Raw genomic sequence first — 26,486 nt, 5'->3', positions numbered from 1 at the left:
CGTGGGGCTGAAATTTTGCTAGCGTGAGCGGACTCCAACAAAGAGTCCGCCATGAGCAGCCTGACCCAACCCGCCAGCGCCCTGCGCCACAAAGCCGCCGATGGCTACAGCCTCGGCGGTTTTGTCTGGCGCCATGCTCGACCTGATCCTCAGCGCCCGCTGGTGATCATCAACCCGGCCACTTCGGTGCGCTGCGCTTACTACTCGCGCTTTGCCGACTACCTGTTTGCCCAGGGCTGTGATGTGCTGTGCTTCGATTATCGCGGCATCGGCGAATCACGGCCGCCGTCGTTGCGTGGCTTCACGGCGTCATGGAGCGATTGGGGGCAACTGGATTTCGAGGCCATGCTGCAGTATGCGGCCGAGCACTTCCCCGGGCAGCCAGTGGATGTGGTCGGGCACAGCTTCGGCGGTTGGGCGGTAGGCCTGGCGCCCTCGGCGCAGCAGGTGCGGCGGGTGGTGATGGTCGGTGCGCAGTTTGCCTATTGGCGCGACTATGCCGCGGCGCAGCGCTGGCGCTTGTTGGCCAAATGGCATGTGGCAATGCCGCTGTTGACCAGGGTGATGGGCTATTTCCCGGGCAAACGCCTGGGTTGGCTGGAAGATACCCCAGCAGGGGTTGTCGCTGACTGGAGTACGCCCACGCCTGCGTACGAACAGCGTCCTAGCGGGCGCTTGCTGGCGGCTAAGCCATTCGCTCAGGTGCGCGCGGCAACATTGGCGATCAGCTTGAGCGATGACCCGTTCGGCACGGTGGCTGCTACCGAGCGTTTACTGGCTTATCTGAGCGAGGCGCAACCCGCGCATCTGCGGATTGCCCCGGCAGACATACACGTCGCCGAGATCGGCCACTTTGCCTTCTTTCATGACCGCTTCAGGCAGACGCTGTGGCCGATTGCACTGGAATGGTTGCAACACGGCCAGCTGTCACCAGGCACGCCCGGCCAGCGGCTGCGCTGACGCCGCAAGCCAAGGGGCTACGCAGGCAGCCCCTTTGTCATCAAGCCAGGCGCTTGAGCGGCTGCTGGGCAAACTTCACCCCAGCCAGGCCATACGCGATCAACGCACGGATATTGCCGTGGTCGCTGCCATCTGGCGTGGCGACCACGCTGCGGTAATGCTCACCAAAGGCCAGCAAAGCTTCGCGGTCGCTCAAGCCTTCCATCACGGCCATGCCGAGGGTCTTGCACGAGCCTTCGTTCTGCCCGGCGGCGTTTTCCACGTCACCGTTGGTAAACGCCTGCGGCTGATAGCTGTAGTGCTCGGCGATGAAGGCAAGGGTGTCGGCAAAGGCGTGTTCGCCGCTTTCGAGGCTGGCGCGCAGGGTGTTCAAGTCAGTCACGGGGTTTTCCTTGTTCGAACGCCGCTTGCTGATCGGCGCTGGCTTCTTTCTGGTATTGGGCTTTCCATTCGGCGTAAGGCATGCCGTACACCGCTTCGCGGGCGTCATCCAGGCTGATGTCGACCTGCTGCTCATCGGCAGCCGCCTTGTACCACTTGGACAGGCAGTTGCGGCAGAAACCGGACAGGTTCATCAGGTCGATGTTCTGCACATCGGTGCGTTTTTGCAGGTGATCGACCAGCCGGCGAAACGCGGCGGCTTCGAGTTCGAGCTGTTGTTGTGGGGTCATGGGCTTCTCTCAGATCATGCGGTTCTTCAGGTGGCGGCCACCGTTGATGACCACCTGGCTGCCGGTGCTGTAGTGGCTGTCGAGCAGGTACTTGACCGCCTCGATCAGCGGCCCGGCGCCGGGTTCGAATTCCAGCAGGGCCTTTTTCAGGGTCTGCTGGCGGTAGGCTTCGTCGCCGCCTTCCTTGAGGATCAACAACCCCGGCAGGATACCGTTGACGCGCACCGTCGGCGCGTACTTTTCGGCAAACGACAGCACCATGTTCTGCAGTGCGGCCTTGGTCGCGGCGTAGCCGATATGGCTCTTGCTGCCGCGCGAGGAGGTTTCGTCACAGATGTGGATGATGTCGGCCTTGGCGACCTTGCGCAGCATGTCGCCAAGGGCCAGGTTGAGGTGATAGGGCGCCTCGACGTGCAGGCGGAACATCAGCTCAAGATTGACCAGGTCGTCATCCAGCCACACCGAGGCGTTGTGGATGATCGCGCGCAGGCCGTCGTAGTGGCTGCTCAAGTGATCGATCAGGGCGTCGCGGTCGGCCTGCTGGCACAGATCGGCGCGAAACTGGACGATGTTGGGGTGCGCAGATTGCGCATGGACATGGCGACTGGCAGCGACCACCGTATGGCCGGCCTGTGCCAGTTCAAGTGCCAGAGCCAGCCCTACGCGTTGGCTGGCTCCGGTGATCAGAATGGGGCTGTTCATGTTCAGGGCGGTCTACTTGTCTGTGCAGGCAGTGATGCCCCAGCATACCCGAACTGCTTCCCTCTGGGGTGCGCCTCAGCGGCTGCGCAGCCCGCGCGTGGGCTCTGCGCTGGCGGCTGGCGCCGGGTGTAGCCAGCTGGCCAGCAGCCGCGTCGACAGCGGGATGAATAGATAGACCATGACTGGCGTCAGGCCCAAGGTGCTGAGCAGCACCCGCGGCAGCAGGTCGAGTGCGCTGAGCCAGTGGCCGAAGACCAGGTTGAACAGCAGCGAGACCGGGAAGAACGCCAGCCAGATTGCCACGGCCTGCTTCCAGCGCGGCGGCTTTTGCACTGTATTGGCGCCGAACCAGTCGTCGATGCCGCTGACGCGCTGCTCCCTGGGGCGTTCGAACAGGCCGTCGCCGCGTTGCAGCCAGGCGCGGCGCGAGGCCGAATGCTCCCAGGCGTGCATGGTCTGCTCGCTGGTGAAACGGAAGATGATCTGGAATTCGTCGCCATCACCGGGCGGGGCGAGGATGCCCGAGCCGAGGTAGCCGGTGAAGTCAGTGGCCAGTTGCTCGCCTTCATGCAGCCAGGTCAGCAGGTCCTGGTAGCGGCCATGGGCGGCGCGGCGCGACACCATCAGGGTAACGGGTGGGGTAGACATTGTGTATCTCCTGGCGACAGGACTGGCGGGTAGCCGGCCCTTAGGCTTGCGCGCCCGGGGTGGTGGGCGACGCAGGCATGCATGCAAGAATCAGGCGCGGATTATCGCGGATAAACTGTGACTCGTCAGTGTCAGCGGGCGAACGGTTGGTTATTTGTTTGCCCGTCCCGGCGTAGAATGTGCTTTGTTTAATCGAATCCGGGTTTTCACCACGCATGAACGAGCAGGCACTCCCTATAGCCGATCTGGATCACCAAGAGCTGTTTCCAATCCGTGAGGTTTCGCGCCTGACCGGGGTCAACCCGGTGACGCTGCGTGCCTGGGAGCGTCGCTACGGCCTGATCCAGCCAACTCGCACCGACAGCGGCCACCGCTTGTACTCGCAGGCCGACATCGACGCGGTACGCAGCATTCTCGGCTGGCTTGAGCGCGGTGTGGCGGTGAGCAAGGTTGGCAGCATTCTCGCCCGTGGCCAGGCGCTGGCGCAGGACAGCAGTGCTGCAAGCAATGCCGATGACCTGGCCAGGTGGCGTACCCAGGTACGCGAGGCAGTGCAGTGCTTTGACGGCGCTAGGCTCGACCGTTTGTTCGATCAGGTATTTGCCAGTACTACCCAGGAGCGGGTGTTCAACGACGTATTCATGCCGGTTTGGCACACCCTGCGCGGGGCGCCGCGCGGTTTTGGCCAGGCCAGCGAGTGGGGTTTTCTCGACCAGTTCTTGCGCGGGCGGGTGCTGATGCGCCTGCAGCTGGCGCGGGCACCGCGGCGCCAGCGCGTCGTGCTGGCGCCGCTGTCAACCGCGCTGCAGGAGCTGGAGTTGCTGGTGGCCGGGCTGCTGCTCGGCAGCGAAGAAGTCGGCGTGGTACTGCTGCCGGCAAGTCAGCCGCTGCAGGAGCTGGCGCTGATCTGTCGGCAGCTGGAGCCGGATGCGGTGGTGCTGTTCTCCAATCAGCGGCCAACTGCCGAGTTGGGTAAGCGCCTGGCACGTTTAGGGTTGGGTTGCCCGTTACTGCTGGCGGGGGAGGCGGCGGAGTTTGCTCAGGACACGCTGGCCGGCAGTGCGGTGGTCTGCCTGGGAGCCGAGGTCAGCCTGATGCGCCGACGCTTGCGCCAGTATCTGGCCGGTCAGCTCGATACCTGAAGCTTAAGCGTGCAGTTCGGGATGGGCGCTACGGTGGGCCTGGAGGATGTATTCGCGTAAGCGCTCGATCTCTTCTGCCGGGCTGCGGCTGAGGTCGTACGCGGCCAGGTTTGCACCGATACGCCGGCGCAGCACGCCGTGCAGGCCGATCGGCGCGATGCCGTCAGGGGCGAAGCTCAGGTCGAAGCGCTTGGGCGCCTGTTTCAGGCCGCGCACTTCAAGCAATACACCCTTGAACGAGATGTCCCGGACCCACAGGTTGCTGCGTTTGCCTTTGCTTTCGAGCAGCGCCGAGGGCTCTTCGAGTGACAAGCGCCATGGCCGCAGTTGTGGGCCGTCTTCCTCGTAGATTTCCGGGGAGCCAAGCTGCAGGTGCAGGGCGTGGAATTCGTCTTCGACCAGTTGCAGCGGGAAGCTGATCTGCTGGTTGTTGAAATGCGCCTGCAGGGTAACCTGATCACTGGCCGCAAGGCGCGTCAGCAAGGTCTGCAGCTGGCGATCGCCGTTGACCAGCAGGCCGGACATAGGGTCAGCCAAGTTCAGTTGCGGCGAATGCTGCAAGTCTTGGATGAAGCTCATCTCGGCCTGGGTGAGCAGGGTATCTGCTTGCATGGTCGCATCCGAATGTGGCGATTTTTTCAACAGTGACAGGATGGACAGCGGCGGCGGCGGTTGGTTCATTTGAGCAGCTCGGATTTCAGATCGGCGAACTGCGCCTGGCATTGTTCCAGGCTGCGCTGCAGTTCGACCTGGCGGCTGACGTCCTTCTGGATACCAATGAAATAGCGGCGCTGGTCGGCTTCGTTGTACACCGGCGTGATAGACAGCTCATTCCAGAACGCGCTGCCGTCCTTGCGGTAGTTGAGCAACACTTCGCGGCACGGTTTGCCGTCGAGCATGGCCTTGCGGATGCGTACGCGGGCCAGTTGGTCGCGGTCATTGCCCTGCAGAAAGCGGCAGTCCTGATAGAGGATTTCGTCGCGGCTGAAACCGGTCAGGCGCTCGAAGGCGGCGTTCACGTAGATCAGGATGGTGTCGTCACCTTCCTGTTCACAGACCACGATGCCGTCATTGGAGGCATCGACCATCGATTGCAGCAGTTGAGCGTTGATCATGTGCGGACCAGAGATTGGATAGCGGCGACTTACGCCTCAAGCGGCCTTTTGCCATTGCAGGATGCTAGTATCCTACGTTTTTACTCAGTTTCGGAATCCTCCCGCAGATGAAAGTCGTCATTATTTCCGGTTCAGTGTATGGCACCGCCGAAGAAGTTGCCCGTCATGCCGAGGCGTTGCTCAAAGCCGCTGGCCTTGAAGCCTGGTACGCGGCGCGGGCCAGCCTGGCCGACATCGAAGGCTTTGCCCCGCAAGCCCTGCTGGCTGTGACCTCGACCACCGGCATGGGTGAGCTGCCGGATAACCTTATGCCGCTGTTCTGCGCTATTCGCGACAGCCTGCCAGCGGCATGGCGCGGCCTGCCCGGCGCAGTGATCGGCCTGGGCGACTCCAGCTACGGCGACACCTACTGCGGGGGCGGCGAGCAGATGCGCGAGCTGTTTACCGAACTGGGTGTGCACGAAGTGCTGCCGATGCTGCGTCTGGATGCCAGCGAAACGGTCACGCCGGAGGCTGACGCCGAGCCGTGGTTGGCCGAGCTGGCCGCCGCACTGAAGGCCTAAGCTTGCTCGCGCAGCAACCCCAGCCAGGCTTGCGCTGCGCGTGACAGATACGCGCCGCGGCGCCAGATAAAGGCAATGTCCCAGCGCAGCGCCTCGGGTGCCAGTAATGGCAGACGGACCACCCCAGGGCGCTCCAGCGCGCGGGCGACTACCCGCGGCAGCAGCACCACGCCTTGGCCTGCTGCCACCAGTGCCGCGAGAAAGTCCGCCTGACCGCTGCGCCCGCCTTCCTTGGGGGTGAAACCCAACTGCTGGCAGGCGCTGAGCAGGCGGTCGTTGAGGACGAAGCTGCGCTGATAGAGCAAGAACGGCGTCTCGGCCAGTTGGCCCAGGTCAACCTCGGTCAAGCCTGCCAGGGCGTGTCCGGCGGGCAGCAGGGCATCCAGCGGCTCGTTGCAGAAGGGCTGAAAGGCGAAAGCGTCGTCGTTTGGCGTCAGGCTGCCGCCCAATTCCAGCTCACCGCTGCGTACCGCCTGCTCAATGGTGCGGCTGCCGCCCTCGAGCAGGTGAATGACGATGTTCGGATGGCGCCGCCGGTACTCGGCGAACAGCCCGGCAAACAGCGCATCACTGCCCAGCAGTGGCAGGCCCAGGCGCAATTCGCCACGGTGCATCTGGCTCAGATCATCCAGCTCGCTCAACAGCTCCTGGCGCTGGCGCAGCAGTGCTTCGCCGCGCTCGAGGACGATGCGCCCGGCGGCGGTCAGGTGCATCTGCGAGCCCTGCCGTTCGAGCAGTTGCTGGCCGATGTCATCCTCCAGCTGAGCCACCTGCTTGCTCACCGCTGACTGGCTGATATTCAGCGTCTGCGCGGCCTGGGTAAAACCACCGCGATGAACCACTTCGACAAAGCTGCGTAGCTGCTTGAATTCCATCGCCTGAATTCCTTTTTGGAATGGCAGGCAGTCTAACAATTCGCTTCTGGCCTAGGCACGGCAAATTTACAATGGGCACCCGTCGAGGAACCCATTGATGAACGCTGTACTGCTTAAAAAACTCACTAGGCTGATCTGCGAGCTGGCGGTGCTGTTTGCCTTGTTCCTGTTCGGCAGCCAGCTTGCGGCCTGGTCTGGCTGGCCCATTCCGGGTGGTGTGTTCGGCCTGGCCCTGCTCTTGATCCTGTTCGCCAGCGGCCTGCTGAAACCGGCAATGCTCCAGGCCGGTGCGGGCTGGCTGATGGCCGAAATGCTGTTGTTCTTCATTCCGGCGCTGATGAGCCTGCTCGATTACGGCAGCCTGCTGCGCGATGAAGGCTGGCGCATCCTCCTGGTGATTGCGGTGAGCACGCTGCTGGTAATGGTGGTCACTGCCGTGACGGTCGAGCTGGTGTGCCGCTGGAGCCTGCGCCATGAGCCTTGAACCGATGCCGCTGTTCTGGCTGGCGCTGACACTGGCCGCTTATCTAGGCAGCCGCTGGCTGTACCGGCGCAGCGGGCGTTATCTGCTGTCGCCGCTGATCCTGGTGCCGGCTTTGCTGCTTGCGGTGGCCGTGCCACTGCACACCGCCTATGCCGAGTACGCGCGCAATACCCATTGGCTGATGGCCGTGCTTGGCCCGGTGACGGTGGCCTTTGCCGTGCCGATCTGGCAGCAACGGGGGTTGCTCGCGCGGCATTGGCCGGCGTTGCTGCTGGGCATGCTGGCCGGCAGCTGCGTGTCGATCGGCAGCTCCTGGGGCCTGGCACACCTGATGGCGCTGGACGATGCAGTCAGCCTGTCGCTGCTGCCGCGCTCGATCACCACCCCGTTTGCCATGCCGCTGGCCCACGATCTGGGCGGCGTGCCGGAGCTTACTGCGGTGTTCGTGATGTTCACCGGGGTGCTCGGGGCACTGTTCGGCGGCACCTTGCTGCGCTGGCTGCCATTGCGCACGCCACTGGCCCGTGGCGCGCTGTTTGGCGTCGGCGCACATGGCGCTGGCGTCAGCCGGGCGCAGGAAGTGGGCCGCGAAGAAGGTTCGGTGGCCGGCCTGGTAATGGTCCTGACCGGCTTGCTCAACTTGTTTGCCGCGCCATTGCTGGCGGCGTTGCTGTGACCGTTCGTGCCACTGACCTGTACGGTCATCAAGCTGGCTGCCAAGGCGAGTTCCGCCGACCGAGGCGCTGACTATGCTGTGCAGGACGCAACATAAAGAGCACATGTAAGTGCCAAGGTGACATGCAATGAGCGCAGCCTTGCCGTATTCGACCCACGCAGCTTTGATCCAAGCTACTACTCCAGGACAACTCTGATGCCTTTGGCCGAAATTCCATTGTGCGTCTGGCGTACCCGGGGTCAGGATTTCTCATTCCAGGGCCAGAGCATCCGCTACTGGACGGCAGGGCAAGGCGAGCCTCTGCTGCTTCTCCACGGTTTCCCCACGGCCAGCTGGGACTGGCACTATTTATGGGGCCCATTGACCCAGCGCTTTCGCGTAGTGGCCTGCGACATGCTCGGCTTTGGCGACTCGGCCAAGCCGCTCGGCCATCGCTACAGTCTGATCGAGCAGGCCGATCTGCAGCAGGCCTTGCTTGCTCACTTGGGCATCGACGAGCCAGTGCACCTGCTCGCCCACGACTATGGCGGCAGCGTCGCTCAAGAGTTGCTCGCACGGCACTATGAGCAGCGCAGCAACATCGCCAGCTGTGCCTTCCTCAACAGCGCGCTGTTCCCCGAGCATTGCCCGCTGCTGCTGGTGCATAAGCTGTTGCTCAGCCCGCTTGGCTGGCTGATCGGCCGCTCGTTCGGCCGGGATGACCTGGTGCGTACCGTCACCCAGATCTACGGGCCCTGCACCCACCCCAGCGAAAGCGCTCTGGACGACAGCTGGAGCCTGATCACCGCCAACCGTGGTACGCATATCCTGCACCGGCTGATCAATTATGTGCATGAACGGCGCCAGCAGCGTGAGCGTTGGGTAGGCGCGCTGCAGGGTGATGGCGTGCGTTTGCGTCTGATCAACGGCTCGGTTGATCCACTGTGCGGTGCCCACATGGTCGACGCCTTCCGCCAGCTCGTCGTGGATGCCGATACGGTGCAGTTGCAGGGCATTGGTCATTACCCGCACATCGAAGCGCCGGTGCAGGTGTTGCGCCATTACCTGAGCTTTCGCGAGCAGCCGTTGAGCTTTGTGCCGCAGAAAGTGGCCTGGTGTTGATGGAGCCGCCGGGCTGAAAAACAAAAAACCGATGTCAGCGAACTGACATCGGTTTTTCATGCAGCCTGGTTTTCAACAACAAAAAGCGACAGGCTGGATCACGCGTGGATCAGTTGCCGTAAACCGGCAGCTTTTTGCAGATGGCCTTGACCTTCTCACGTACCGCGTCGATCACGGCCTGGTTGTTCAGGTCGGCGAGGATGTCGCAGATCCAGCCAGCCAGCTCGCGGCATTCGGTTTCCTTGAAGCCGCGGGTGGTAACGGCCGGGGTGCCGAAGCGCAGGCCCGAGGTGACGAACGGCGAACGTGGGTCGTTCGGTACCGAGTTCTTGTTGACGGTGATGAAAGCGTTGCCCAGGGCAGCGTCAGCATCTTTACCGGAGATATCCTGCTTGATCAGCGAGAGCAGGAACAGGTGGTTTTGAGTACCGCCGGACACCACGTCGAAGCCGCGCTCGATGAACACCTCGGCCATGGCCTGGGCGTTTTTCACCACTTGCTGCTGGTAAGCCTTGAACTCAGGCTGCAGCGCTTCCTTGAAGCAGATCGCCTTGGCGGCGATGACGTGCTCGAGCGGGCCGCCCTGGGCGCCTGGGAACACTGCCGAGTTGAGTTTCTTCTCGATGTCGGCGTTGGCACGGGCCAGGATCAGGCCGCCACGTGGACCGCGCAGGGTCTTGTGGGTGGTGGTGGTGACCACGTCTGCGAACGGCACCGGGTTCGGGTACACGCCAGCGGCAACCAGGCCAGCAACGTGGGCCATGTCGACGAACAGGTAGGCACCGACCTTGTCGGCGATGGCGCGGAAGCGCGGGAAGTCGAGAACCTGCGAGTAGGCCGAGAAGCCGGCTACGATCATTTTCGGCTTGTGTTCAACAGCCAGGCGCTCGACTTCGTCGTAGTCGATCAGGCCATTGCCGTCGATGCCGTACTGCACGGCGTTGTACAGCTTGCCCGATGAGCTGACGCTGGCGCCGTGGGTCAGGTGACCGCCGTGGGCCAGGCTCATGCCCAGGATGGTGTCACCGGCCGACAGCAGGGCCAGGTAGACCGCAGCGTTGGCCTGGGAACCGGCATGCGGCTGGACGTTGGCGTAATCGGCGCCGAACAGCTCTTTGGCGCGATCGATAGCCAGTTGCTCGACCACGTCGACGTATTCACAGCCGCCGTAGTAGCGCTTGCCTGGGTAGCCTTCGGCGTACTTGTTGGTCAGTACCGAACCTTGGGCTTCCATCACCGCGGGGCTGGTGTAGTTTTCCGAAGCGATCAGCTCGATATGCTCTTCCTGACGCTGAGCTTCTTGCTCCATGGCGGCAAAGAGATCGGCGTCGTACTTGGCAATGGTCAAATCACGGCTGAACATGGCGGTCCTCAAGGATCGGGGCTGAATTGGGTGTGCATTCTAACCGATTGGCCGAGGCGTGGCATATGAACTGGCGTCATGTCGCAGACCAATGCCATTCACGTCGTAAAATGACCGGGCGGACATGCCGCTCGGCTCACTGGAACATGAACAGCGTCTCGTTGCTGAACTGCGCTTCGAACTGCTGCGGCGGCATTGGCCGGCCGAACAGGTAGCCCTGCACTTCGTCGCAGTCGTGCTCGCGCAGAAACTCCAGCTGCTCGTGGGTTTCGACACCCTCGGCGATCACCGCCAGGTTGAGGCTGTGGGCCATGGCGATGATCGCCCGGGCGATCTGCGCATCTTGCTCGCCGGAGGGCAGGCCGTCGACGAAGGTGCGGTCGATCTTGAGCACATCGATGGGGAACTGCTTCAGGTAGTTGAGCGATGAGTAGCCAGTGCCGAAGTCATCCACGGCGATGCTCAGGCCAAGGTTTTTCAGGCTGTCGAGAATCTGCATGGCCTCATGCACTTCGCGCATCAGGATGCTTTCGGTCAGCTCCAGCTCCAGGCACGCCGGCGGCAGCCCGGTTTCTTCAAGAATGGTCGCGATGCGCGTGCCCAACTGGCCGTCGGAGAACTGCCGCGCCGAGATGTTCACCGACACTTTCGGTACGCGCACCTTGGCCTGATGCCAGGCCTTGAGCTGGCGGCACGACTCGCGCAACACCCAGTCACCGACATCCACCACCAGCCCGACCTCTTCCAGCACCGGGATGAAATCGCCCGGCGGCACCAGCCCGCGACGTGGGTGGCGCCAGCGCAGCAGCGCTTCGGCGCCGGTCAGGCGTTTGCCGTCGCCACTCAATTGCGGCTGGTAATAGAGGATGAATTCGTTCTGTTCGAGGGCATGGCGCAAATCGCTTTCCAGTTCCAGGCGCTCGAGGGCACTGGCGTTCATCTCGGTCTGGTAGAACTGGAAGTTGTTCTTGCCGCGCTCCTTGGCGTGGTACATGGCGGTGTCGGCGTTTTTCATCAGCTGGCTGAGTTCGCTGCCATCCTGCGGGCTCAGGGCGATGCCGATACTGGCGGTGACGAAGAACTCGCGGTTCTCCAGTACGAACGGCCGCACCAGGCTGCCAAGAATGCTCTCGGCAACATGAATGGCGCGGTTCAGGGCCTGCTCGCGGCTGGCGCGCGGCTGCAGCAGCAGGGTGAATTCGTCGCCGCCCATGCGCGCTACGGTGTCGTCGTCATCGACGCACTCGAGCAGGCGCTGGGCCATGTCCTTGAGCATGCGGTCGCCGGCGGCGTGGCCGAGCGAGTCGTTGATCGGCTTGAAGCGGTCCAGGTCGAGGAACATCAGCACCACCCACGACTTCTGCCGCTCGGCCTGCTGCAGCGCCGTGTACAGGCGGTCCTGGAACAGGGTGCGGTTGGGCAGGTGGGTCAGGGCGTCGTAATAGGCCAGGCGGTGAATGCGCTGTTCGCTGGCCTTGCGCTCACTGATATCGGTGAAGAAACACACGTAGCTGGCCAGGTCGCCCTCGTCGTCGAGCACCGCGGTGATGCCGACCCAGGCCGGGTAATGCTCGCCGTCACGGCGTTTGAGCCAGACTTCGCCCTCCCAGCTGCCGCGCTGGTTGAGTTGCTTGAGCACGTAACGCAGGTGCGATTCCTGCTGGTCCTCGACGGTGAGCAGGCGTGGCAGTTGGTCGAGCACTTCGCTGACCGCATAACCACTGACCCGGCTGAAGGCGTCGTTGGCCTGAACGATGTAGCCGGCCGGGTCGGTGATCAGAATCGCCGAGGTCGAGTGCTCGAATACCGTTGCCGCCATGCGCAGGTCTTTTTCTGCACGGCGTTGCTGGCTGATGTCGCGGCCGACCCCAAGGATGCCCTCGAAGCGCTCGTGCTCATCCCACACCAGTACCAGGCGCAGCTCAATCGGGATCTTGCGGCCATCGGCGCGCAGGCAGTCGAACAGGAACAGCTGGGTCGGCAGCTCGGTGCGCAGCAGGGCCAGTTGCGCGCGGTCATCGATCGCTTTGCTGACCTGCTCCATCAAGCTGTAGACACCGCTCAACTGGGCCGGGTTGGCGACCACCGACTGCCAGCCATTGGCGAATATCCACTCTGCCTCATAGCCGAGCACCGCACGCACCGACGGGCTGACGTAATTGAGCAGCAAGCGGCTGTCGGTGGAGAAGATCACGTCGCTGATGCTCTCGGCGAGCATGCGATAGCGTTGCTCGCTGTCACGCAGCGACGCGCTGGCCTCGATCTGTACGGTGACGTCCTTGCCGACGCCGACGATGCGCGTGACCTGGCCATCGTTGTCGCGGGTCAGCACCTGCTCGCGGATGTCATAGCAACGCCAGCCGCCGTCATGGTGGCGGAAGCGCAACTGGCAGTGCAGCGCCTCGCGGTGGCCGCTGTCGCGTTGCAACTGCAGCTGGCTGCGATAGTGCGCGGCGTCTTCGGGGTGCAGCAACAGCTCCCAGAAGCGCTCGCCCATCTGCGCCAGCTCGGCGCGGTCGTAGCCCAGGGTCTGGCCCAGATGCCGGTTGCTGAAGATCATCCGCTGGCTGGCCACGTCCTGCACGTAGAGCTGATCGGGCACGGTACGGACCACGTCCGACCAGAAGCTTTCGCGCTCCAGCAGCGACAACTCGACCTGCTTGCGGCTGGTGATATCGCTGATGCTGAGGATCACCGCCTGATAATCGCGGCGTTGCTGTGGCAGGCGCACCATCAGCCACAGGTGCAGGTCGCCTCCCAGTGGCGCCGGCAGGCAGACTTCCAGTTCAAGCACACCGCGCTGTTCGATCAGGGCGTCGATCAACTGCATGCCGACGCTCTCGCGGCCATGCCCGGACGCCTCGATCAGGCGCTGCCAGGCGCCTTCGTGGCATTCGACACTGAGCAACTGGCGCGCCACCTGGTTGATCTCGGTGATTTTCAGCTCCTGCAGCAACGAGCGGCGCAGGTTTGGTTCCAGCGCCAGGCTCTGCCTCAGTGCAGCCAGGTTGCGCAGGTGATAGCGGTCGAGCTGACCGGGCAGGCTCGACAGGTCGAGCACGCACAGGGCAACCCCGGTGCCTTCGAAAATCTCGTGATAGCGGCGGCGGTCTTCCTGCAGCGCGCGCTGGCGCCGGCGCATGTTGATCAGTGCCAGCAACGGCAGCAACGCACAGATCACCACCAACAGGCACTTGCCCAGCATTGGCAGCAGCAGTTGCTGGCGAGTCAAGCCTTCGTCATACAGGCCGCGCAGTTGCCAGGTACTGTTATCGAGGAAGGCGAGCATCACGCTTTGTAGCGGTTCACCGCTGGAAGCGGCGGGCTCATGGCGCTCGAGCACCGCACCGTCGCGGCTGCTTTCCAGCAGCCAGAGCGGGTGGTCAGGGCCGTCCAGATGCTCGGTCAGCGCCGGGTAATAGTCAGGGCTCAGACGCAGCAGCCAATACCCGACGCCTTGTTCCGGCGTTTGCCGCAGCAGCAGATAGATCGTGCCGTTGTCCGCAGCATTGGCAAAGAAATGGCTGCGGCCGCGATTCAATTGCAGCAACTCGTCAATCAACTGGCGGTCAGGGCTGCCGACCAGGCTGTCGGCCACGACCTGGCCATTCTGGTTCAACCAGGCCACATGGCGCAGGCTAGGCAGGCGCGTCTGCAGGGTTTGCAGCAGCCACGGCAATGCTTCAGGCGTCGGCGCTTTGACGTAGGGCTGGACCAGGTTCAGCGCTTGCTGAGCCTTGAGCGCCAGATTCAGGTTGAGGTTGTCGGCCAATTTGGCGCTGGCGACAACCGTGTGTTCGCGCATTTCAGCCTGGGTATGGCGGAACTGCGCGAACAGCTGCCACAGCAGCAAGCCCAGCAAAACCAGCGCAAGCATGGCCAGCGCGCCCTTGAGCGAGCCGCGCAGGGATACACTGCTCGAAGTGGGAGCAGGGCGCAAAACGGGCGGTTGGTTGAGATTGGTCAAGCGATGGTCCTGCAATTGGGCGGCGACGGCAGGGGCGCAACATGCATGGGTCGTGCCTGAGCCTGGAGTGGCGCGCACTTATAGTTGTGGACACATGAAGGCGGCTAGCATGCCTGCAATTGTGGCGAAGTGCCAGCTCCGCATTCAGCTTGTCGCCGATGCGTTGATCGGGTCCGGTTCGGCAACCTCTTGCTGGCTGTGCGAGAATGCCCGCCGCTTGACTGTTTACGCTTCTGGAGATGTACGGTTTTGGTTACCCACTATTCCCTCAACGGCCTCGATTCCGCCTGCGGGCGCAGCAGCCAGACCTTGGTCAGCACCGGTGTGGCCGATGCCGTTTCGTGTAAATCCTGCCAGCGCTCGCTGGTCAAACCTGATGCCAACGCGGCAGTGGTGCGCAAGAGCCCGTCGCTGGCTGAGCTGCGCAAGTCGGCGAAGGCTGCCAAGGCTGCCAGTGAGCCTGGTTTTGCGGTCGCCTCGGTGGTGTTGCCTGCAGCGGCTCCTTCGGTAGCCACGCCGCAGGTCAATCCTGCGCTGGCGTCTGTGCTCAAGCAGCCAGTGTCGAGCCAGCCAGCGCCTGCGGCCAGCTTCAATGCCAAGGCCGCCTGGGCGGCGCAGTTGGTCAAGCAGGCCGGCAATCGCCCGCCGCGAGGCAAGCAGGCCAAGCAGCGGCGTGGTTGAGGCTGCTGGCTTGACAGCTGTGTGATTGGGGCTGCACAGCAGCCCCCCACCTCAAGCCCTGACATCTGGCCAACGCCCGCAGTTGGCGTAGAATGGTCGCCTTTGTTCACTGACACCCTGTAGCACATCCCCCTGGCATCAGCCGGGTAGTTCGGATGTCTTCACCTATCTATAGAGGGCTTGGTTTTGGCTCAATACGTCTACACCATGCATCGGCTGAGCAAGGTCGTGCCGCCGAAGCGCGAAATCCTGAAGAACATTTCGCTGTCGTTCTTCCCCGGCGCCAAGATCGGCGTGCTCGGCCTCAACGGTTCGGGCAAATCGACTTTGCTGAAGATCATGGCTGGCGTCGACAAAGAGTTCGACGGTGAAGCCCGTCCGATGCCTGAACTGAACGTCGGCTACCTGCCTCAGGAGCCGCAGTTGGACCCAACCAAGACCGTGCGTGAAGTGGTCGAGGAAGCGGTCAGCGTGATCAAGGACGCCCAGGCGCGCCTGGACGAGGTCTACGCTGCCTACGCCGAACCGGATGCCGACTTCGACAAGCTGGCTGCCGAACAGGCCAAGCTCGAGTCGATCCTGCAGGCCGCCGACGGCCACAACCTCGAGCGTCAGCTCGAAGTCGCTGCCGATGCCCTGCGTCTGCCGGCATGGGATGCCAAGGTCGAGCACCTCTCCGGTGGTGAAAAACGCCGCGTCGCTCTGTGCCGCCTGCTGCTGTCGGCCCCCGACATGCTCCTGCTCGACGAACCAACCAACCACCTGGATGCTGATTCGGTGGCCTGGCTCGAGCGCTTCCTGCACGACTTCCCGGGCACCGTGGTCGCGATTACCCACGACCGGTACTTCCTCGACAACGTTGCCGGCTGGATCCTCGAGCTCGACCGCGGCGCCGGTATCCCGTACGAAGGCAACTATTCGGGCTGGCTGGAAGCCAAGTCGGACCGTCTGGCGCAAGAGTCCAAGCAGCAGAGCGCTCACGAAAAAGCCATGAAGGAAGAACTGGAGTGGGTGCGCAAAGGCGCCAAGGCCCGCCAGTCCAAGTCCAAGGCCCGTCTGGCACGCTTCGAAGAAATGCAGTCGCAGGAATTCCAGAAGCGCAGCGAGACCAACGAGATCTATATCCCGGCCGGTCCGCGTCTGGGCGACAAGGTCATCGAGTTCAAGAACGTCAGCAAGAGCTATGGCGATCGCGTGCTGATCGAGAACCTCTCATTCGCCATGCCTAAAGGCGCCATCGTTGGCGTGATCGGCGGTAACGGTGCCGGTAAGTCGACCCTGTTCCGCATGCTGATGGGCAAAGAGCAACCGGACTCGGGCACCATCGAGATCGGCGAAACCGTGCAGCTGGCCTGTGTTGACCAGAGCCGCGAGGACCTCGACGGCAGCAAGTCGGTATTCCAGCAGATTTCCGACGGCTCCGACCAGATCCGCATCGGCAACTATGAGATCCCGGCGCGTACCTATGTTGGCCGCTTCAACTTCAAGGGCGGGGACCAGCAGAAGTTCGTCAAGGACCTGTCCGGTGGTGAGCGTGGCCGTCTGCACCTGGCGCTGACCTTGAAAGAAGGCGGCAACGTCCTGCTGCTCGACGAACCGTCCAACGACCTCGACGTCGAAACCCTGCGTTCGCTGGAGGAAGCGCTGCTCGACTTCCCAGGCGCAGCCATCGTGATCTCTCACGATCGGTGGTTCCTGGACCGTGTCGCCACGCACATCCTCGCCTACGAAGACGACTCCAACGTGCTGTTCTTCGAAGGTAACTACACCGAGTACGAAGCTGATCGCAAGAAACGCCTCGGCGACGCAGCGGCCCAGCCGCACCGTGTTCGCCACAAGAAGCTGGCGCAGTAACCGCTTCATCCGCTGCACAAGATTGGGGCCCTGCGGGGCCCCTTTTTTGTGCCTGCTTAAGCTACGGTCAGGCTGCTTTCACAAGCATTCCGCGTGGTCCTTTGTATACATTTATATAAAACGCACCAATTTATTTCAAAAAAACGACATTTCGCCCTGTTGCAGTGCGAGCGGTTCTTGATAGAGTCGGGAAAAAATATAAGTCCAACCCTCTCTTGGTGAGATGTCTAGCATGATCGAATCCGTCGACGATTTCCTCGCGCGCCTGCAGCAGCGTGACCCTGGCCAACCCGAATTCCACCAGGCAGTGGAGGAGGTCCTGCGTACGCTTTGGCCCTTCCTCGAGGCCAACCCTCACTACCTGCAAGCCGGCATTCTCGAGCGTATCGTCGAGCCTGAGCGCGCGATTCTGTTCCGTGTCTCCTGGGTCGATGATCAGGGCAAGGTCCAGGTCAACCGCGGCTACCGCATCCAGATGAACAGCGCCATCGGCCCTTACAAAGGCGGCTTGCGCTTCCATCGCTCGGTCAACCTCAGCGTGCTCAAGTTCCTCGCCTTCGAGCAGACCTTCAAGAACTCGCTGACCTCGCTGCCCATGGGCGGCGGCAAGGGTGGCTCGGACTTCGATCCAAAGGGCAAGAGCGACGCTGAAGTGATGCGCTTCTGCCAGGCCTTCATGAGCGAGCTGTACCGCCACATTGGTGCTGATTGCGACGTGCCGGCCGGTGATATCGGCGTTGGTGCACGCGAGATCGGCTTCATGTTCGGCCAGTACAAGCGCCTGGCCAACCAGTTCACCTCGGTGCTGACCGGCAAAGGCATGACCTACGGCGGCAGCCTGATCCGCCCGGAAGCGACCGGCTACGGCTGCGTGTACTTCGCTGAAGAAATGCTCAAGCGTCAGGGCCTGCGTATCGACGGTCGCCGGGTGGCCATCTCCGGCTCCGGCAACGTGGCTCAGTATGCAGCGCGCAAGGTCATGGACCTGGGCGGCAAGGTCATCTCGCTGTCCGACTCGGAAGGCACGCTGTACTGCGAAGCCGGCCTGAACGATGCCCAGTGGGATGCATTGATGGAGCTGAAAAACGTCAAGCGCGGGCGTATCAGCGAGCTGGCCAGCCAGTTCGGCCTGGAGTTCCGCAAGGGGCAAACGCCATGGACCCTGGCCTGCGACATCGCCCTGCCATGTGCTACTCAGAATGAGCTGGGCGCCGAAGACGCGCAGACTCTGCTGCGCAACGGCTGTATCTGTGTGGCAGAAGGCGCCAACATGCCGACCACGCTCGAGGCTGTGGATATCTTCATCGACGCGGGCATTCTGTATGCCCCGGGTAAGGCTTCGAACGCCGGCGGCGTTGCCGTCAGCGGCCTGGAAATGTCGCAGAACGCCATGCGCCTGCTGTGGACCGCGGGTGAAGTGGACAGCAAGCTGCACAACATCATGCAGTCGATCCACCATGCTTGCGTGCATTACGGCGAAGAAGCCGACGGTAAGGTCAACTACGTCAAAGGCGCCAACATCGCCGGCTTCGTCAAAGTCGCTGACGCGATGCTGGCGCAAGGCGTGGTCTGACATACGCTTGTGTAGGAGCGCCCCGGCAAGGCCGCTCCTACACAGCGTCCGGCGTTATGGCGGTAATAACGATCATCTGGTCCCCGGCCGGGCGCCGCCACAGGACTTCATCCCCCGGCGCCGCGCCTAGTAATGCGCGCCCCAATGGCGAACCCCAGTTGATCAGGCCATGCCTGGCGTCTGCTTGATCCTCGCCGACCAACTGCACGCTGTGTTGTTGCTCATCCTCATCGATAAACATCACGCAGCTGCCAATCTGTACCTTCTGCTCGGAGGTCGCCGGTGGCACCACCTGTGCGCTCTGCACGCGCGCGGCGAAGTAACGCAGTTCGCTTTCGGTGTTTGCCACCTGCTGCTTGTCGGCACGCTCACCCTCTGCCAGCAGTTGCTCTCGCTGGGCGTTCAGCGCGGCCACGCGCTGCTGCAGCAAGCGCAGGCCAGCAGCGGTGACGTAGTTGGGTTGCTCGCTGACCCGCCGCTGAACCGGCTCTTCGGTCTGGGCGGCGGCGTGGTCTTCGTTGACAAATGCTCGGCTCATGCTCGGCCCTCCTCAGGCATGAGACCTCTGCCACAGGCAGGTCGTTTCAGTGCAAGCCAGTTCGGGGCCTAGTTATGACGGTAGGCCCGCGCGGTGTCGCGATCCTTTTCATGCTGCCAGTCGCGGTCACGCTCGTTCCAGTAGTGTTCGCGGTAGTCACGCAAATCCTGATTGGCCTGCATGCTCTGGCACTGCCGAAAGCCATCGTCCCATCCGGTTTCATACTGGCGCTCGGCGAGATAACGCGGCACGTTCTTACGAAAGTCCCCGACCATCAAGCCCGCCGCCTGGCGGCCGCTGCTGCAGCCGTCGCCGTAACCATCGGCGTAGGCGGGCGGATAGCCGTGCTCGATCATCTGCTCGTGAGCTGACTGGCAGCCCGTGAGCAACAATGCTATTCCGATTCCAAGCCAGTACCGCGACATGTGCCAGACCTCCACGTAATAGAGAGAGTCTAGGCGCCGGATTGTCGCGCTGATGTCAAAACAGTGTTGGATTGCTGTACGGCCAAACCCGGCCTGAACGCAACCCTGTGCGCTCAGACCGGGGCCGGCTGCATCAGTAGTGGTACCACTTCAACTCGAGCATCACCTCGTTTTGCGCAGTGGCCAGCTGGCTGTATTCACGCTTGGCGCTCAGGCGCAGGCCCAGGTCCTGGCTGATTTCCCACTGCTGATTGAGGCTGAGGCTGCGGCGCACTTCGCCATTGGTGAAGTAATCGCCCTTGGCTTCGACGGTCATGTTGCCCAGCCCATTGCGCCAGAGCAGGCCACCATTGAAGCCTGCAGCCGGGCTGATGAACTCGGCAAAGTCGTTGTGGTGTTCGACCCGTACCGTGCCCAAGGCAAAGCCGAGCAAGCCGTCGGCCAGCTGCCAGGTGCCGCCGGCGCCGCCGTTGACGTGGCTGACCAGCACCTCATCGTCATGCTTGCCCGGTACCCGCTCAAGGCCACCGGCAACCTGCCACGACAGCGGTTTGAGCAGCTCGTTGCGCGGCGTCAGGGAGCGGATGGTGGCGAGGTCGAGTTGCTGTACCTGCCAGTCGTTGCCTTCGTACTGGCGCAGCTTGAGTTGGAGAATCTCGATCTGCGCGCCGAGTGGGAAGCCGTAGGCGTTGTCGTTGAGGTCGTGGTAAGCCATGCGCAGGCCGTACTCGGCAAAGGCGCGGTCATCACGGGTGCCAACGCCAACCTGCCAGGTGCGCGACTGGTGGCCGTTTTCAGGCAGGCCCGGGCGTTCTACTTCGAGTGGCTCAGGTGGATTGCGGTTGATTGCCTGCAGCAGCTCGAAACTGCGCTTGGCCTGAGCCGGGTCGCGTTCCTGGCCGTTGGCGCGATAGCGCTCGAGGCGGTAGGCGGCGTCTTGCACCAGGGCCTGACGCGGCTTGGGCAGGGCGTTGAATTCGGCGCTCTGCAGCTGCGCGGTGTCGGCGCTGATGGCCAGCACTTGCTGTTTTTCCTGATGATCGAGCGAATCTGCGCGGGCCAGCAGTTCACGTTCACGGGAGGGCCGGTAGCGAACACTGGAAACCAGCCCGGATTGCTTGACTGCCTTGACCGTGTCGGTAGGGATCGCCGTCAGCGGGAACTGCGAGGTCAGGTCCAGCCCGGGTCGGGCGACTTGCAGCAGTTCGAGCAGGCGATACGAGCAGTTTTCGTCAAAGAAGAAATAGTCGAACTGGACCTGTTTGAGCTCCCACACGTGTTCGACCATGCGCCCGGTCTCGGTCGGCGTCAGGTCCAGCTGGTACTCCCACAGGTCGCGGTTTTCCAGGCTGCGATACTCGGACAACTTCTCCTGGTACGGCATCAGGGCGAATAACCCGGGGTAGCCGCCTGCCAGGCCTTTCCAGGCATAGAGAATGCTGTTGTCGCTGCCTTCGATGTAGGCACCGAAGTTGATCGCGTAGCTGAGCAGGGTGGTGTCGTCGTCGCGGGTCTTGGCCTGGTCGATACGCAGCAGGGTATGGCCGAACATCGACGACGGGCTGTTCAGGTAAGCCGCGGGGAATATCAGTACTGCGCTGTGCGGGTCTACCGACTGATACCACTGGCGGAATTCGGCGCAGTCGGGCTGCGGCAGGTCTTGCAGGTCGAGTTGCTCACGCAGCCAGCGGGTGCGCGCGGGGTAGACGCATTGGGCGTGCTTGTCGCCGAGGCCGGCCGGGGCGTACAACGCTTGTACAGTGGCCGCCAGTTCGCGGTCGGGATGGTGCCCGCCGTCTTCGGCGAGGAAGAATTTGGCATCGTCGACATAACTGCGCCAACCGCCCAGTTTGCCGGTCTCGTAGTGGCCGAGGGCAATCCAGTAGGGCGTGGCCGCCAGCTGTTGCAGGCGCGCAGGGTCGACGTGGGGTGCAGCGTTGAGCTGGGCGCTGCCAAGCAGAGCCAGAAGGGCAAGGCGTTTGAGCATGTCGGGCAACTACTTCTTGAAGGATGCCGATGATGATGCCAGTCCCGCCCCGGTGAGGGGCGGGAAGGGCCGGACTCAAGCCTCGGTAGCGTACTTGGCCAGTTGCGGGTCGCTTTTGAGCACCGCGAGGGTGTTGTTGTGCACGGTTTCAGCAGTGGCGTCGGCGCTGTTGAAGATCTCGCCGAAGTGCTGGTGGGTAACCGCGGCGAAGTGCGCGCGATCTTCAGGTGCAACGCCGAGAACCACGGCGTAGGTGGTCAGAGCTTCGCCCTGGCCTTGCGCCATGTCTTCGGAAAGCTCGTTCATCATGCCGTTCATGGCGAACCAGGACTTGCCGCCGTAGGTCAGCGAAGCCTTGGTCGAGCAACCGTTGGTGCCCGAGGTCATGCCGAAGGTGGCGTTGCCGGAAGTACCGTTGGTGGTGGAAGCCAGGAAGTGAGCAGGAGTCCCGCGCTGGCCTTCGAACAGCATGTTGCCCCAGCCGCAGTTCGGGCCACCAGGCGCTTCTGCCATGGCGTTGATCGAGATTGCGGTGAACAGAGTACCCAGAAGAATCCGTTTCATAGCTTCGTTCTCTTTCTTAGTAGACTTACCAATGGTCAGGGGTTCTGGCAATTCCTTGCCAGCTCGGAACAGCATAATGCTACCCCGCGCAATGTTGGAGTTTAGGCACGATCCAAAGGTTGCGTGGCTTATTACAAAAAATTGCATGAGTAATTGCCAGAGGTTGGCTGCGACATAAAGTCCCGGTGAGCCTTGCAACGTGCGGTCAGGCAGCGCCAGAATGCTTTCATCGCCCCGCCGAAGTAAGGAAACCCAATGCCCGATCCTGTCGCTGCGCGCCTGCGTCTTGCGCCTGAAGCCCTGACCCGGCGTTTTTCTCCCGAGCAGTTTGCTTTCACCAATACTGACGATCTGGAACCGTTTCGCGGCGTCCTGGGCCAGGAACGTGCTGTCGAGGCCCTGCAATTCGGTGTGGCCATGCCGCGCCCTGGTTACAACGTGTTTGTCATGGGCGAGCCGGGTACCGGTCGCTTCTCTTTCGTCAAACGCTACCTGCGCGCCGAGGGTAAGCGCCAGAAGACGCCGGCTGACTGGGTCTACGTCAACAACTTCGAGGACATGCGCGAGCCGCGTGCGCTGGAGCTGCCGTCGGGCACTGCCGGCGAGTTCATCAGTGACATGAACGGTTTGATCGACAACCTGCTGGCGACCTTCCCGGCAGTGTTCGAGCACCCGTCCTACCAGCAGAAAAAAAGCGCCATCGACCGCGCCTTCAACCAGCGCTACGACCGTGCCCTGGACGTTATCGAACGCGCCTCGCTGGAAAAGGACGTGGCCCTGTACCGCGACGCCAGCAACGTTGCCTTCACGCCGATGAGCGACGGCAAGGCGCTGGACGAAGCGGAGTTCGCCCAGTTGCCGGACGAAGTGCGCGAGCGCTTCCACGACGACATTTCGCAGCTTGAAGAGCGTCTCAACGAAGAGCTTGCCAGCCTGCCGCAATGGAAGCGTGAGTCGAACAACCAACTGCGCCAGCTCAACGAAGAAACCATCACCCTGGCACTGCAGCCGCTGTTGGCACCGCTGTCGGAAAAATACGCTGAAAACGCAGCAGTCTGCGCCTATCTGCAATCGGTGCAGTTGAACCTGCTGCGCACCGTGGTTGAAGAACTGGTCGATGACGCCAAGGCCGACCCGGTCGCGCGCAAGATGCTCGAGGAGTATTACGCGCCAAGCCTGATGGTCGGTCACCCCAACAGCGGTGGCGCGCCGGTAGTGTTCGAGCCGCACCCGACCTACGACAATCTGTTCGGTCGCATTGAATACAGCACCGACCAGGGCGCGCTGTACACCTCCTACCGCCAGTTGCGTCCAGGTGCCTTGCACCGGGCCAATGGCGGCTTCCTGATCCTTGAAGCAGAGAAGATGCTCGGCGAGCCGTACGTCTGGGACGGCCTCAAGCGTGCGTTGCAGTCGCGCAAGCTGAAGATGGAATCGCCGCTGGGTGAGCTGGGCCGCGTAGCCACGGTCAGCCTCGCGCCGCAGATGATCCCGCTCAACGTCAAGTTGGTGATCATTGGCTCGCGTCAGCTGTACTACGCGCTGCAAGACCATGATTCGGACTTCCAGGAGATGTTCCGGGTGCTGGTCGACTTCGACGAAGACATGCCCATGGTCGACGAGAACCTTGAGCAGTTCGCCCAGTTGCTGCGTACCCGCACCAACGAAGAGGGCATGGCGCCGTTGACCAGCGACGCGGTTGCGCGTCTGGCCACCTACAGCGCTCGCCTGGCAGAAAACCAGTCACGCCTCTCGGCGCGCATCGGCGACCTGTTCCAGTTGGTCAGTGAGGCGGACTTCATCCGCCAGTTGGCCAACGGCGAAATGACTGATGCCGGGCACATCGAACGAGCCCTGAAAGCCAAGGCGACTCGTACCGGGCGCGTCTCGCAGCGGGTGCTCGACGACATGCTGGCCGGGATCATCCTGATCGACACAGAAGGTGCGGCGATCGGCAAGTGCAACGGCCTGACCGTGCTTGAGGTGGGTGATTCGGCGTTCGGTATGCCGGCGCGGATCTCGGCCACGGTGTATCCGGGGGGGAGCGGTATCGTCGACATCGAGCGTGAGGTCAATCTGGGCCAGCCGATTCACTCCAAGGGGGTGATGATCCTAACCGGGTATCTGGGCAGCCGGTACGCCCAGGAATTCCCTCTGGCGATCTCGGCGAGCATCGCCCTTGAGCAGTCCTACGGCTATGTCGATGGCGACAGTGCGTCGCTGGGCGAGGCCTGTACGCTGATCTCGGCGCTGTCGCGCACGCCGCTCAAGCAGTGTTTCGCCATCACCGGCTCGATCAACCAGTTTGGCGAGGTGCAGGCGGTTGGCGGGGTCAACGAGAAGATCGAGGGCTTCTTCCGCCTGTGCGAAGCGCGCGGCCTGACCGGCGAGCAAGGGGTGATCATCCCGCGCGCCAACGTCGCCACGTTGATGCTCGATGAGCGTGTGTTGCAGGCAGTGGAGGCGGGTCAGTTCAACGTCTACGCGGTCAGCCAGGCGGATGAAGCGTTGAGCCTGCTGGTCGGCACCGATGCCGGTACGCCGGATGAGAACGGTGAATTCCCCGAGGGCAGTGTCAACGCCCGAGTGGTCGAGCGGCTCAGCGAGATTGCCGAAATGATCAGCGAGGAAGACATCAAGGACGCTGAGAAGGAGCGTATGGAGGAGATGATCGCTCAAGCTAAACCGGCGTAAGTCAAAAAAACGGCGCTGAAGGCAATGTGCTACCGTTCGGCGCCGGTTTTCCATCTTTTTCCGTTGATCTTCTATGCTGGAACTTAGGGAGAGCAACAGCGTTCAGGATGGAAACAGCCTGCAGTGATTGGCTGAAATGGTTACCTCGGAGGGGACGCCGCCATGCGCAACCTCAGCCTCACCCGCCAGTGCCTTGGCCTGGTGACTCGTATTGAATGCAGCATTCGTCCGCTGTCTGGCGACAACGGCATGTGGACGCTGCTGTTTGCGGCCGGCATGGCCGGTGAACAGCCCTCGGCGATCAAGGCCCAGGGGCCGTTCCATGGACCGCTGGTGGCCGAGTCGGTGCTCAACGCGATTGTCGACAGCCTGACCTTGCATGGTTATCACGTCGCTGAAGACCCGCAGATCTGGTGTGTGCACCTGCAAGGGCAACTGCGCAAGATCAACGGCGAACGCTGCCGCAATCTGGGCGACTATCAGTTTCATCCTGAAACCTGACCCGCCCGCTTGAGCGATTTGTACCCTGCGGCAACCGACCGCAGGCTTTTGCTGTAACAGGTGGGTGGCTATACTCGCGATCGCTTTCCGCTCACCTGACGAGTTTTATCCTCCATGGAACGTTTTCTCGAGAACGCGATGTACGCATCGCGTTGGTTGCTTGCCCCGATCTACTTCGGCCTGTCGCTTGGCCTGCTGGCGCTGGCGCTGAAGTTCTTCCAAGAAGTCCTGCATGTACTGCCCAATGTGTTCGCTCTCAGCGAGGCCGACCTGATCCTGGTCATCCTGTCGCTGATCGACATGTCGCTGGTTGGCGGCCTGCTGGTGATGGTGATGATCTCTGGCTACGAGAACTTCGTCTCGCAGCTGGACATCGACGACAGCAAGGAAAAGCTCAGCTGGCTGGGCAAGATGGACTCGACCTCGCTGAAGATGAAAGTCGCCGCGTCGATCGTGGCAATTTCTTCGATTCATCTGCTGCGGGTGTTCATGGATGCGCAGAACATCTCCACCGACAAGCTGATGTGGTACGTGATCATCCACATGACCTTTGTCATTTCGGCATTTGTCATGGGTTATCTGGACAAGCTGACCAAGCACTAAGCATTGCTCTGCCGCATTGCCCATGCCGCCCGACCGTTGCCCAACGGCCGGGCGGTTGTGTATCTGCGGTGCGCAGTGGCCCGGTAGCTGATCTGCTGCGCTGCAGTGTGCTAGGCTGCTCGCCCTTTTGATCAAGGGCGCGGCTGCACTGCGCCCTGCTGCGGAGCAAGTCAATGTCCGAACTCATTCTGTCCACCGACGAAACCCGCGTCAGCTACGGCATTGGCCGTCAGCTCGGCGGTCAGCTGCGTGACAACCCGCCACCAGGCGTCAGCCTGGAAGCCATCGTCGCCGGCCTGACCGACGCCTTCAATGGCGTTGAAAGCCGCGTCAACGAGGCCGACCTGTCGGCTGCGTTCAAGACCATCCGCGACATCATGCAAGCCGAAGCCGCTGCCAAGGCTGAAGTCGCTGCTGCTGTGGGCGTCGAGTTCCTGGCTGAAAACGCCAAGCGCGAAGGCATCACCACCCTGGCTTCGGGCCTGCAGTTCGAAGTGCTGACCGCCGGTGTTGGCGCCAAGCCAAGCCGCGACGACACTGTACGCACCCACTACCACGGCACCCTGATCGACGGCACTGTATTCGACAGTTCCTACGATCGTGGTCAGCCTGCTGAATTCCCGGTTGGTGGCGTGATCGCCGGCTGGACCGAAGCTCTGCAGCTGATGAATGCCGGCAGCAAATGGCGCCTGTATGTGCCGAGCGAGCTGGCTTACGGCGCTCAAGGCGTTGGCAGCATCCCGCCGCACAGCGTTCTGGTGTTCGACGTCGAGCTGCTCGACGTTCTGTAAGACCGTCT

General features: G+C 62.4%; 26 protein-coding genes. 13 read left to right on the top strand and 13 right to left on the bottom strand.

What is annotated here, in order from left to right:
• Positions 1-51: 51 nt before the first annotated feature.
• A complete protein-coding gene (locus ACIOAU_RS22395) occupies positions 52-960 on the top strand; it encodes an alpha/beta fold hydrolase (RefSeq protein WP_401184689.1) in 909 nt (302 codons plus the stop codon).
• Positions 961-1,000: 40 nt separating this feature from the next.
• On the opposite strand, the gene ACIOAU_RS22390 is transcribed toward ACIOAU_RS22395, so the two are convergent.
• The 4 genes from ACIOAU_RS22390 to ACIOAU_RS22375 form a co-directional block, all read right to left on the bottom strand.
• Positions 1,001-1,342, bottom strand: coding sequence for a HopJ type III effector protein (locus ACIOAU_RS22390; RefSeq protein ID WP_401184687.1), 342 nt, complete (start codon positions 1,340-1,342; stop codon positions 1,001-1,003).
• Complete coding sequence (locus ACIOAU_RS22385; RefSeq protein WP_150570009.1) at positions 1,335-1,631, bottom strand: DUF1244 domain-containing protein; 297 nt, start codon at positions 1,629-1,631, stop codon at positions 1,335-1,337. The genes ACIOAU_RS22390 and ACIOAU_RS22385 overlap by 8 nt, the downstream gene beginning before the upstream one ends.
• 9 nt (positions 1,632-1,640) lie before the next feature.
• Complete coding sequence (gene folM / locus ACIOAU_RS22380) at positions 1,641-2,333, bottom strand: dihydromonapterin reductase (RefSeq protein ID WP_220633058.1); 693 nt, start codon at positions 2,331-2,333, stop codon at positions 1,641-1,643.
• A 75-nt stretch (positions 2,334-2,408) separates the two neighbouring features.
• On the bottom strand, positions 2,409-2,981 hold the full coding sequence (locus tag ACIOAU_RS22375) for an antibiotic biosynthesis monooxygenase (protein WP_259077678.1): 573 nt from the start codon (positions 2,979-2,981) through the stop codon (positions 2,409-2,411).
• 215 nt (positions 2,982-3,196) lie between these two features.
• On the opposite strand from ACIOAU_RS22375, the gene ACIOAU_RS22370 reads away from it, so the two are divergent.
• Positions 3,197-4,123, top strand: a complete 927-nt coding sequence (locus ACIOAU_RS22370) for a MerR family transcriptional regulator (RefSeq protein ID WP_150570010.1) — start codon at positions 3,197-3,199, stop codon at positions 4,121-4,123.
• A gap of 3 nt (positions 4,124-4,126) precedes the next feature.
• On the opposite strand, the gene ACIOAU_RS22365 is transcribed toward ACIOAU_RS22370, so the two are convergent.
• Together ACIOAU_RS22365 and ACIOAU_RS22360 are read right to left on the bottom strand one after the other, a co-directional pair.
• Entirely contained in the window at positions 4,127-4,735 is a 609-nt protein-coding gene (locus tag ACIOAU_RS22365; RefSeq protein ID WP_101322937.1) for a hypothetical protein, read from the bottom strand.
• A 65-nt stretch (positions 4,736-4,800) separates the two neighbouring features.
• Positions 4,801-5,238, bottom strand: a complete 438-nt coding sequence (locus ACIOAU_RS22360; RefSeq protein ID WP_101316355.1) for a PAS domain-containing protein — start codon at positions 5,236-5,238, stop codon at positions 4,801-4,803.
• A gap of 107 nt (positions 5,239-5,345) precedes the next feature.
• Here ACIOAU_RS22360 and ACIOAU_RS22355 point away from each other — a divergent pair, with 107 nt between their 5' ends.
• Positions 5,346-5,801, top strand: coding sequence for a flavodoxin (locus tag ACIOAU_RS22355; protein ID WP_103435991.1), 456 nt, complete (start codon positions 5,346-5,348; stop codon positions 5,799-5,801).
• On the opposite strand, the gene ACIOAU_RS22350 is transcribed toward ACIOAU_RS22355, so the two are convergent.
• Entirely contained in the window at positions 5,798-6,676 is an 879-nt protein-coding gene (locus ACIOAU_RS22350; protein WP_101316359.1) for a LysR family transcriptional regulator, read from the bottom strand. The genes ACIOAU_RS22355 and ACIOAU_RS22350 overlap by 4 nt on opposite strands.
• 97 nt (positions 6,677-6,773) lie before the next feature.
• Between ACIOAU_RS22350 and ACIOAU_RS22345 the strand changes: the two genes are divergently transcribed.
• From ACIOAU_RS22345 to ACIOAU_RS22335, 3 genes are all read left to right on the top strand, one after another.
• On the top strand, positions 6,774-7,160 hold the full coding sequence (locus tag ACIOAU_RS22345; protein ID WP_101316361.1) for a CidA/LrgA family protein: 387 nt from the start codon (positions 6,774-6,776) through the stop codon (positions 7,158-7,160).
• Positions 7,150-7,836, top strand: a complete 687-nt coding sequence (locus ACIOAU_RS22340; protein WP_101316363.1) for an LrgB family protein — start codon at positions 7,150-7,152, stop codon at positions 7,834-7,836. The genes ACIOAU_RS22345 and ACIOAU_RS22340 overlap by 11 nt, the downstream gene beginning before the upstream one ends.
• A 195-nt stretch (positions 7,837-8,031) precedes the next feature.
• On the top strand, positions 8,032-8,937 hold the full coding sequence (locus ACIOAU_RS22335; protein ID WP_220633062.1) for an alpha/beta fold hydrolase: 906 nt from the start codon (positions 8,032-8,034) through the stop codon (positions 8,935-8,937).
• 109 nt (positions 8,938-9,046) lie between these two features.
• Here the strand turns inward: ACIOAU_RS22335 and glyA are convergent, their stop codons facing one another.
• Both glyA and ACIOAU_RS22325 read right to left on the bottom strand, forming a co-directional pair.
• The gene (gene glyA / locus ACIOAU_RS22330) at positions 9,047-10,300 is read right to left on the bottom strand and encodes a serine hydroxymethyltransferase (protein ID WP_101316367.1); all 1,254 of its coding nucleotides are present in this window, start codon (positions 10,298-10,300) and stop codon (positions 9,047-9,049) included.
• A gap of 136 nt (positions 10,301-10,436) precedes the next feature.
• Entirely contained in the window at positions 10,437-14,267 is a 3,831-nt protein-coding gene (locus ACIOAU_RS22325) for an EAL domain-containing protein (RefSeq protein WP_401184677.1), read from the bottom strand.
• Between the two features lie 249 nt (positions 14,268-14,516).
• Between ACIOAU_RS22325 and ACIOAU_RS22320 the strand changes: the two genes are divergently transcribed.
• The 3 genes from ACIOAU_RS22320 (at position 14,517) to gdhA (ending at position 18,375) form a co-directional block, all read left to right on the top strand.
• Positions 14,517-14,948, top strand: a complete 432-nt coding sequence (locus ACIOAU_RS22320) for a hypothetical protein (protein WP_150570014.1) — start codon at positions 14,517-14,519, stop codon at positions 14,946-14,948.
• A 186-nt stretch (positions 14,949-15,134) separates the two neighbouring features.
• Positions 15,135-16,802, top strand: coding sequence for an energy-dependent translational throttle protein EttA (gene ettA / locus ACIOAU_RS22315; RefSeq protein WP_103435998.1), 1,668 nt, complete (start codon positions 15,135-15,137; stop codon positions 16,800-16,802).
• 232 nt (positions 16,803-17,034) lie between these two features.
• Complete coding sequence (gene gdhA, locus ACIOAU_RS22310) at positions 17,035-18,375, top strand: NADP-specific glutamate dehydrogenase (RefSeq protein WP_101316375.1); 1,341 nt, start codon at positions 17,035-17,037, stop codon at positions 18,373-18,375.
• Positions 18,376-18,412: 37 nt separating this feature from the next.
• Here gdhA and ACIOAU_RS22305 read toward each other — a convergent pair whose 3' ends face one another.
• From ACIOAU_RS22305 to ACIOAU_RS22290, 4 genes are all read right to left on the bottom strand, one after another.
• Positions 18,413-18,913: a GreA/GreB family elongation factor gene (locus ACIOAU_RS22305; RefSeq protein ID WP_401184672.1), complete on the bottom strand. Its 501-nt coding sequence runs from the start codon at positions 18,911-18,913 to the stop codon at positions 18,413-18,415.
• Between the two features lie 68 nt (positions 18,914-18,981).
• Complete coding sequence (locus ACIOAU_RS22300; protein ID WP_150570016.1) at positions 18,982-19,338, bottom strand: hypothetical protein; 357 nt, start codon at positions 19,336-19,338, stop codon at positions 18,982-18,984.
• A gap of 133 nt (positions 19,339-19,471) precedes the next feature.
• A complete protein-coding gene (locus ACIOAU_RS22295; protein ID WP_401184669.1) occupies positions 19,472-21,325 on the bottom strand; it encodes a DUF4105 domain-containing protein in 1,854 nt (617 codons plus the stop codon).
• A gap of 75 nt (positions 21,326-21,400) precedes the next feature.
• Positions 21,401-21,889, bottom strand: a complete 489-nt coding sequence (locus ACIOAU_RS22290) for a DUF3015 domain-containing protein (RefSeq protein ID WP_101316383.1) — start codon at positions 21,887-21,889, stop codon at positions 21,401-21,403.
• A gap of 255 nt (positions 21,890-22,144) precedes the next feature.
• Here ACIOAU_RS22290 and ACIOAU_RS22285 point away from each other — a divergent pair, with 255 nt between their 5' ends.
• From ACIOAU_RS22285 to ACIOAU_RS22270, 4 genes are all read left to right on the top strand, one after another.
• Positions 22,145-24,583, top strand: a complete 2,439-nt coding sequence (locus ACIOAU_RS22285) for a Lon protease family protein (protein ID WP_103436004.1) — start codon at positions 22,145-22,147, stop codon at positions 24,581-24,583.
• A 162-nt stretch (positions 24,584-24,745) separates the two neighbouring features.
• Entirely contained in the window at positions 24,746-25,084 is a 339-nt protein-coding gene (locus ACIOAU_RS22280; protein ID WP_101316388.1) for a hypothetical protein, read from the top strand.
• A gap of 114 nt (positions 25,085-25,198) precedes the next feature.
• Positions 25,199-25,687 carry a TIGR00645 family protein gene (locus ACIOAU_RS22275; RefSeq protein ID WP_101316390.1) on the top strand — a complete coding sequence of 163 codons (489 nt, stop codon included), beginning with the start codon at positions 25,199-25,201 and terminating at the stop codon, positions 25,685-25,687.
• Positions 25,688-25,860: 173 nt separating this feature from the next.
• Positions 25,861-26,478 (top strand): FKBP-type peptidyl-prolyl cis-trans isomerase, encoded by a 618-nt coding sequence (locus ACIOAU_RS22270; protein WP_101316392.1) that lies wholly within the window; start codon positions 25,861-25,863, stop codon positions 26,476-26,478.
• The last annotated feature ends 8 nt before the right edge of the window (positions 26,479-26,486 follow it).

Origin of the sequence: Pseudomonas sp. NPDC088322 (genome assembly GCF_044740745.1) — a bacterium.
In the GTDB taxonomy this organism is placed as follows: domain Bacteria; phylum Pseudomonadota; class Gammaproteobacteria; order Pseudomonadales; family Pseudomonadaceae; genus Aquipseudomonas; species Aquipseudomonas shirazensis.
Note: the sequence above shows the minus strand (reverse complement) of the source record. Positions and strands in the feature narration are given on the sequence as shown.

Bases quoted from the DNA above. Each gene is read 5' to 3' on its own strand.
- ACIOAU_RS22285 (WP_103436004.1), top strand. From the start codon at position 22,145: ATGCCCGATCCTGTCGCTGCGCGCCTGCGTCTTGCGCCTGAAGCCCTG.
- gdhA (WP_101316375.1), top strand. From the start codon at position 17,035: ATGATCGAATCCGTCGACGATTTCCTCGCGCGCCTGCAGCAGCGTGAC.
- ACIOAU_RS22350 (WP_101316359.1), bottom strand. From the start codon at position 6,676: ATGGAATTCAAGCAGCTACGCAGCTTTGTCGAAGTGGTTCATCGCGGT.
- ACIOAU_RS22275 (WP_101316390.1), top strand. From the start codon at position 25,199: ATGGAACGTTTTCTCGAGAACGCGATGTACGCATCGCGTTGGTTGCTT.
- ACIOAU_RS22355 (WP_103435991.1), top strand. From the start codon at position 5,346: ATGAAAGTCGTCATTATTTCCGGTTCAGTGTATGGCACCGCCGAAGAA.
- ACIOAU_RS22395 (WP_401184689.1), top strand. From the start codon at position 52: ATGAGCAGCCTGACCCAACCCGCCAGCGCCCTGCGCCACAAAGCCGCC.
- folM (WP_220633058.1), bottom strand. From the start codon at position 2,333: ATGAACAGCCCCATTCTGATCACCGGAGCCAGCCAACGCGTAGGGCTG.
- ACIOAU_RS22290 (WP_101316383.1), bottom strand. From the start codon at position 21,889: ATGAAACGGATTCTTCTGGGTACTCTGTTCACCGCAATCTCGATCAAC.
- glyA (WP_101316367.1), bottom strand. From the start codon at position 10,300: ATGTTCAGCCGTGATTTGACCATTGCCAAGTACGACGCCGATCTCTTT.
- ACIOAU_RS22365 (WP_101322937.1), bottom strand. From the start codon at position 4,735: ATGCAAGCAGATACCCTGCTCACCCAGGCCGAGATGAGCTTCATCCAA.
- ACIOAU_RS22280 (WP_101316388.1), top strand. From the start codon at position 24,746: ATGCGCAACCTCAGCCTCACCCGCCAGTGCCTTGGCCTGGTGACTCGT.
- ACIOAU_RS22305 (WP_401184672.1), bottom strand. From the start codon at position 18,913: ATGAGCCGAGCATTTGTCAACGAAGACCACGCCGCCGCCCAGACCGAA.
- ACIOAU_RS22345 (WP_101316361.1), top strand. From the start codon at position 6,774: ATGAACGCTGTACTGCTTAAAAAACTCACTAGGCTGATCTGCGAGCTG.
- ACIOAU_RS22370 (WP_150570010.1), top strand. From the start codon at position 3,197: ATGAACGAGCAGGCACTCCCTATAGCCGATCTGGATCACCAAGAGCTG.
- ACIOAU_RS22270 (WP_101316392.1), top strand. From the start codon at position 25,861: ATGTCCGAACTCATTCTGTCCACCGACGAAACCCGCGTCAGCTACGGC.
- ACIOAU_RS22335 (WP_220633062.1), top strand. From the start codon at position 8,032: ATGCCTTTGGCCGAAATTCCATTGTGCGTCTGGCGTACCCGGGGTCAG.
- ACIOAU_RS22360 (WP_101316355.1), bottom strand. From the start codon at position 5,238: ATGATCAACGCTCAACTGCTGCAATCGATGGTCGATGCCTCCAATGAC.
- ACIOAU_RS22375 (WP_259077678.1), bottom strand. From the start codon at position 2,981: ATGTCTACCCCACCCGTTACCCTGATGGTGTCGCGCCGCGCCGCCCAT.
- ACIOAU_RS22295 (WP_401184669.1), bottom strand. From the start codon at position 21,325: ATGCTCAAACGCCTTGCCCTTCTGGCTCTGCTTGGCAGCGCCCAGCTC.
- ACIOAU_RS22340 (WP_101316363.1), top strand. From the start codon at position 7,150: ATGAGCCTTGAACCGATGCCGCTGTTCTGGCTGGCGCTGACACTGGCC.
- ACIOAU_RS22385 (WP_150570009.1), bottom strand. From the start codon at position 1,631: ATGACCCCACAACAACAGCTCGAACTCGAAGCCGCCGCGTTTCGCCGG.
- ACIOAU_RS22300 (WP_150570016.1), bottom strand. From the start codon at position 19,338: ATGTCGCGGTACTGGCTTGGAATCGGAATAGCATTGTTGCTCACGGGC.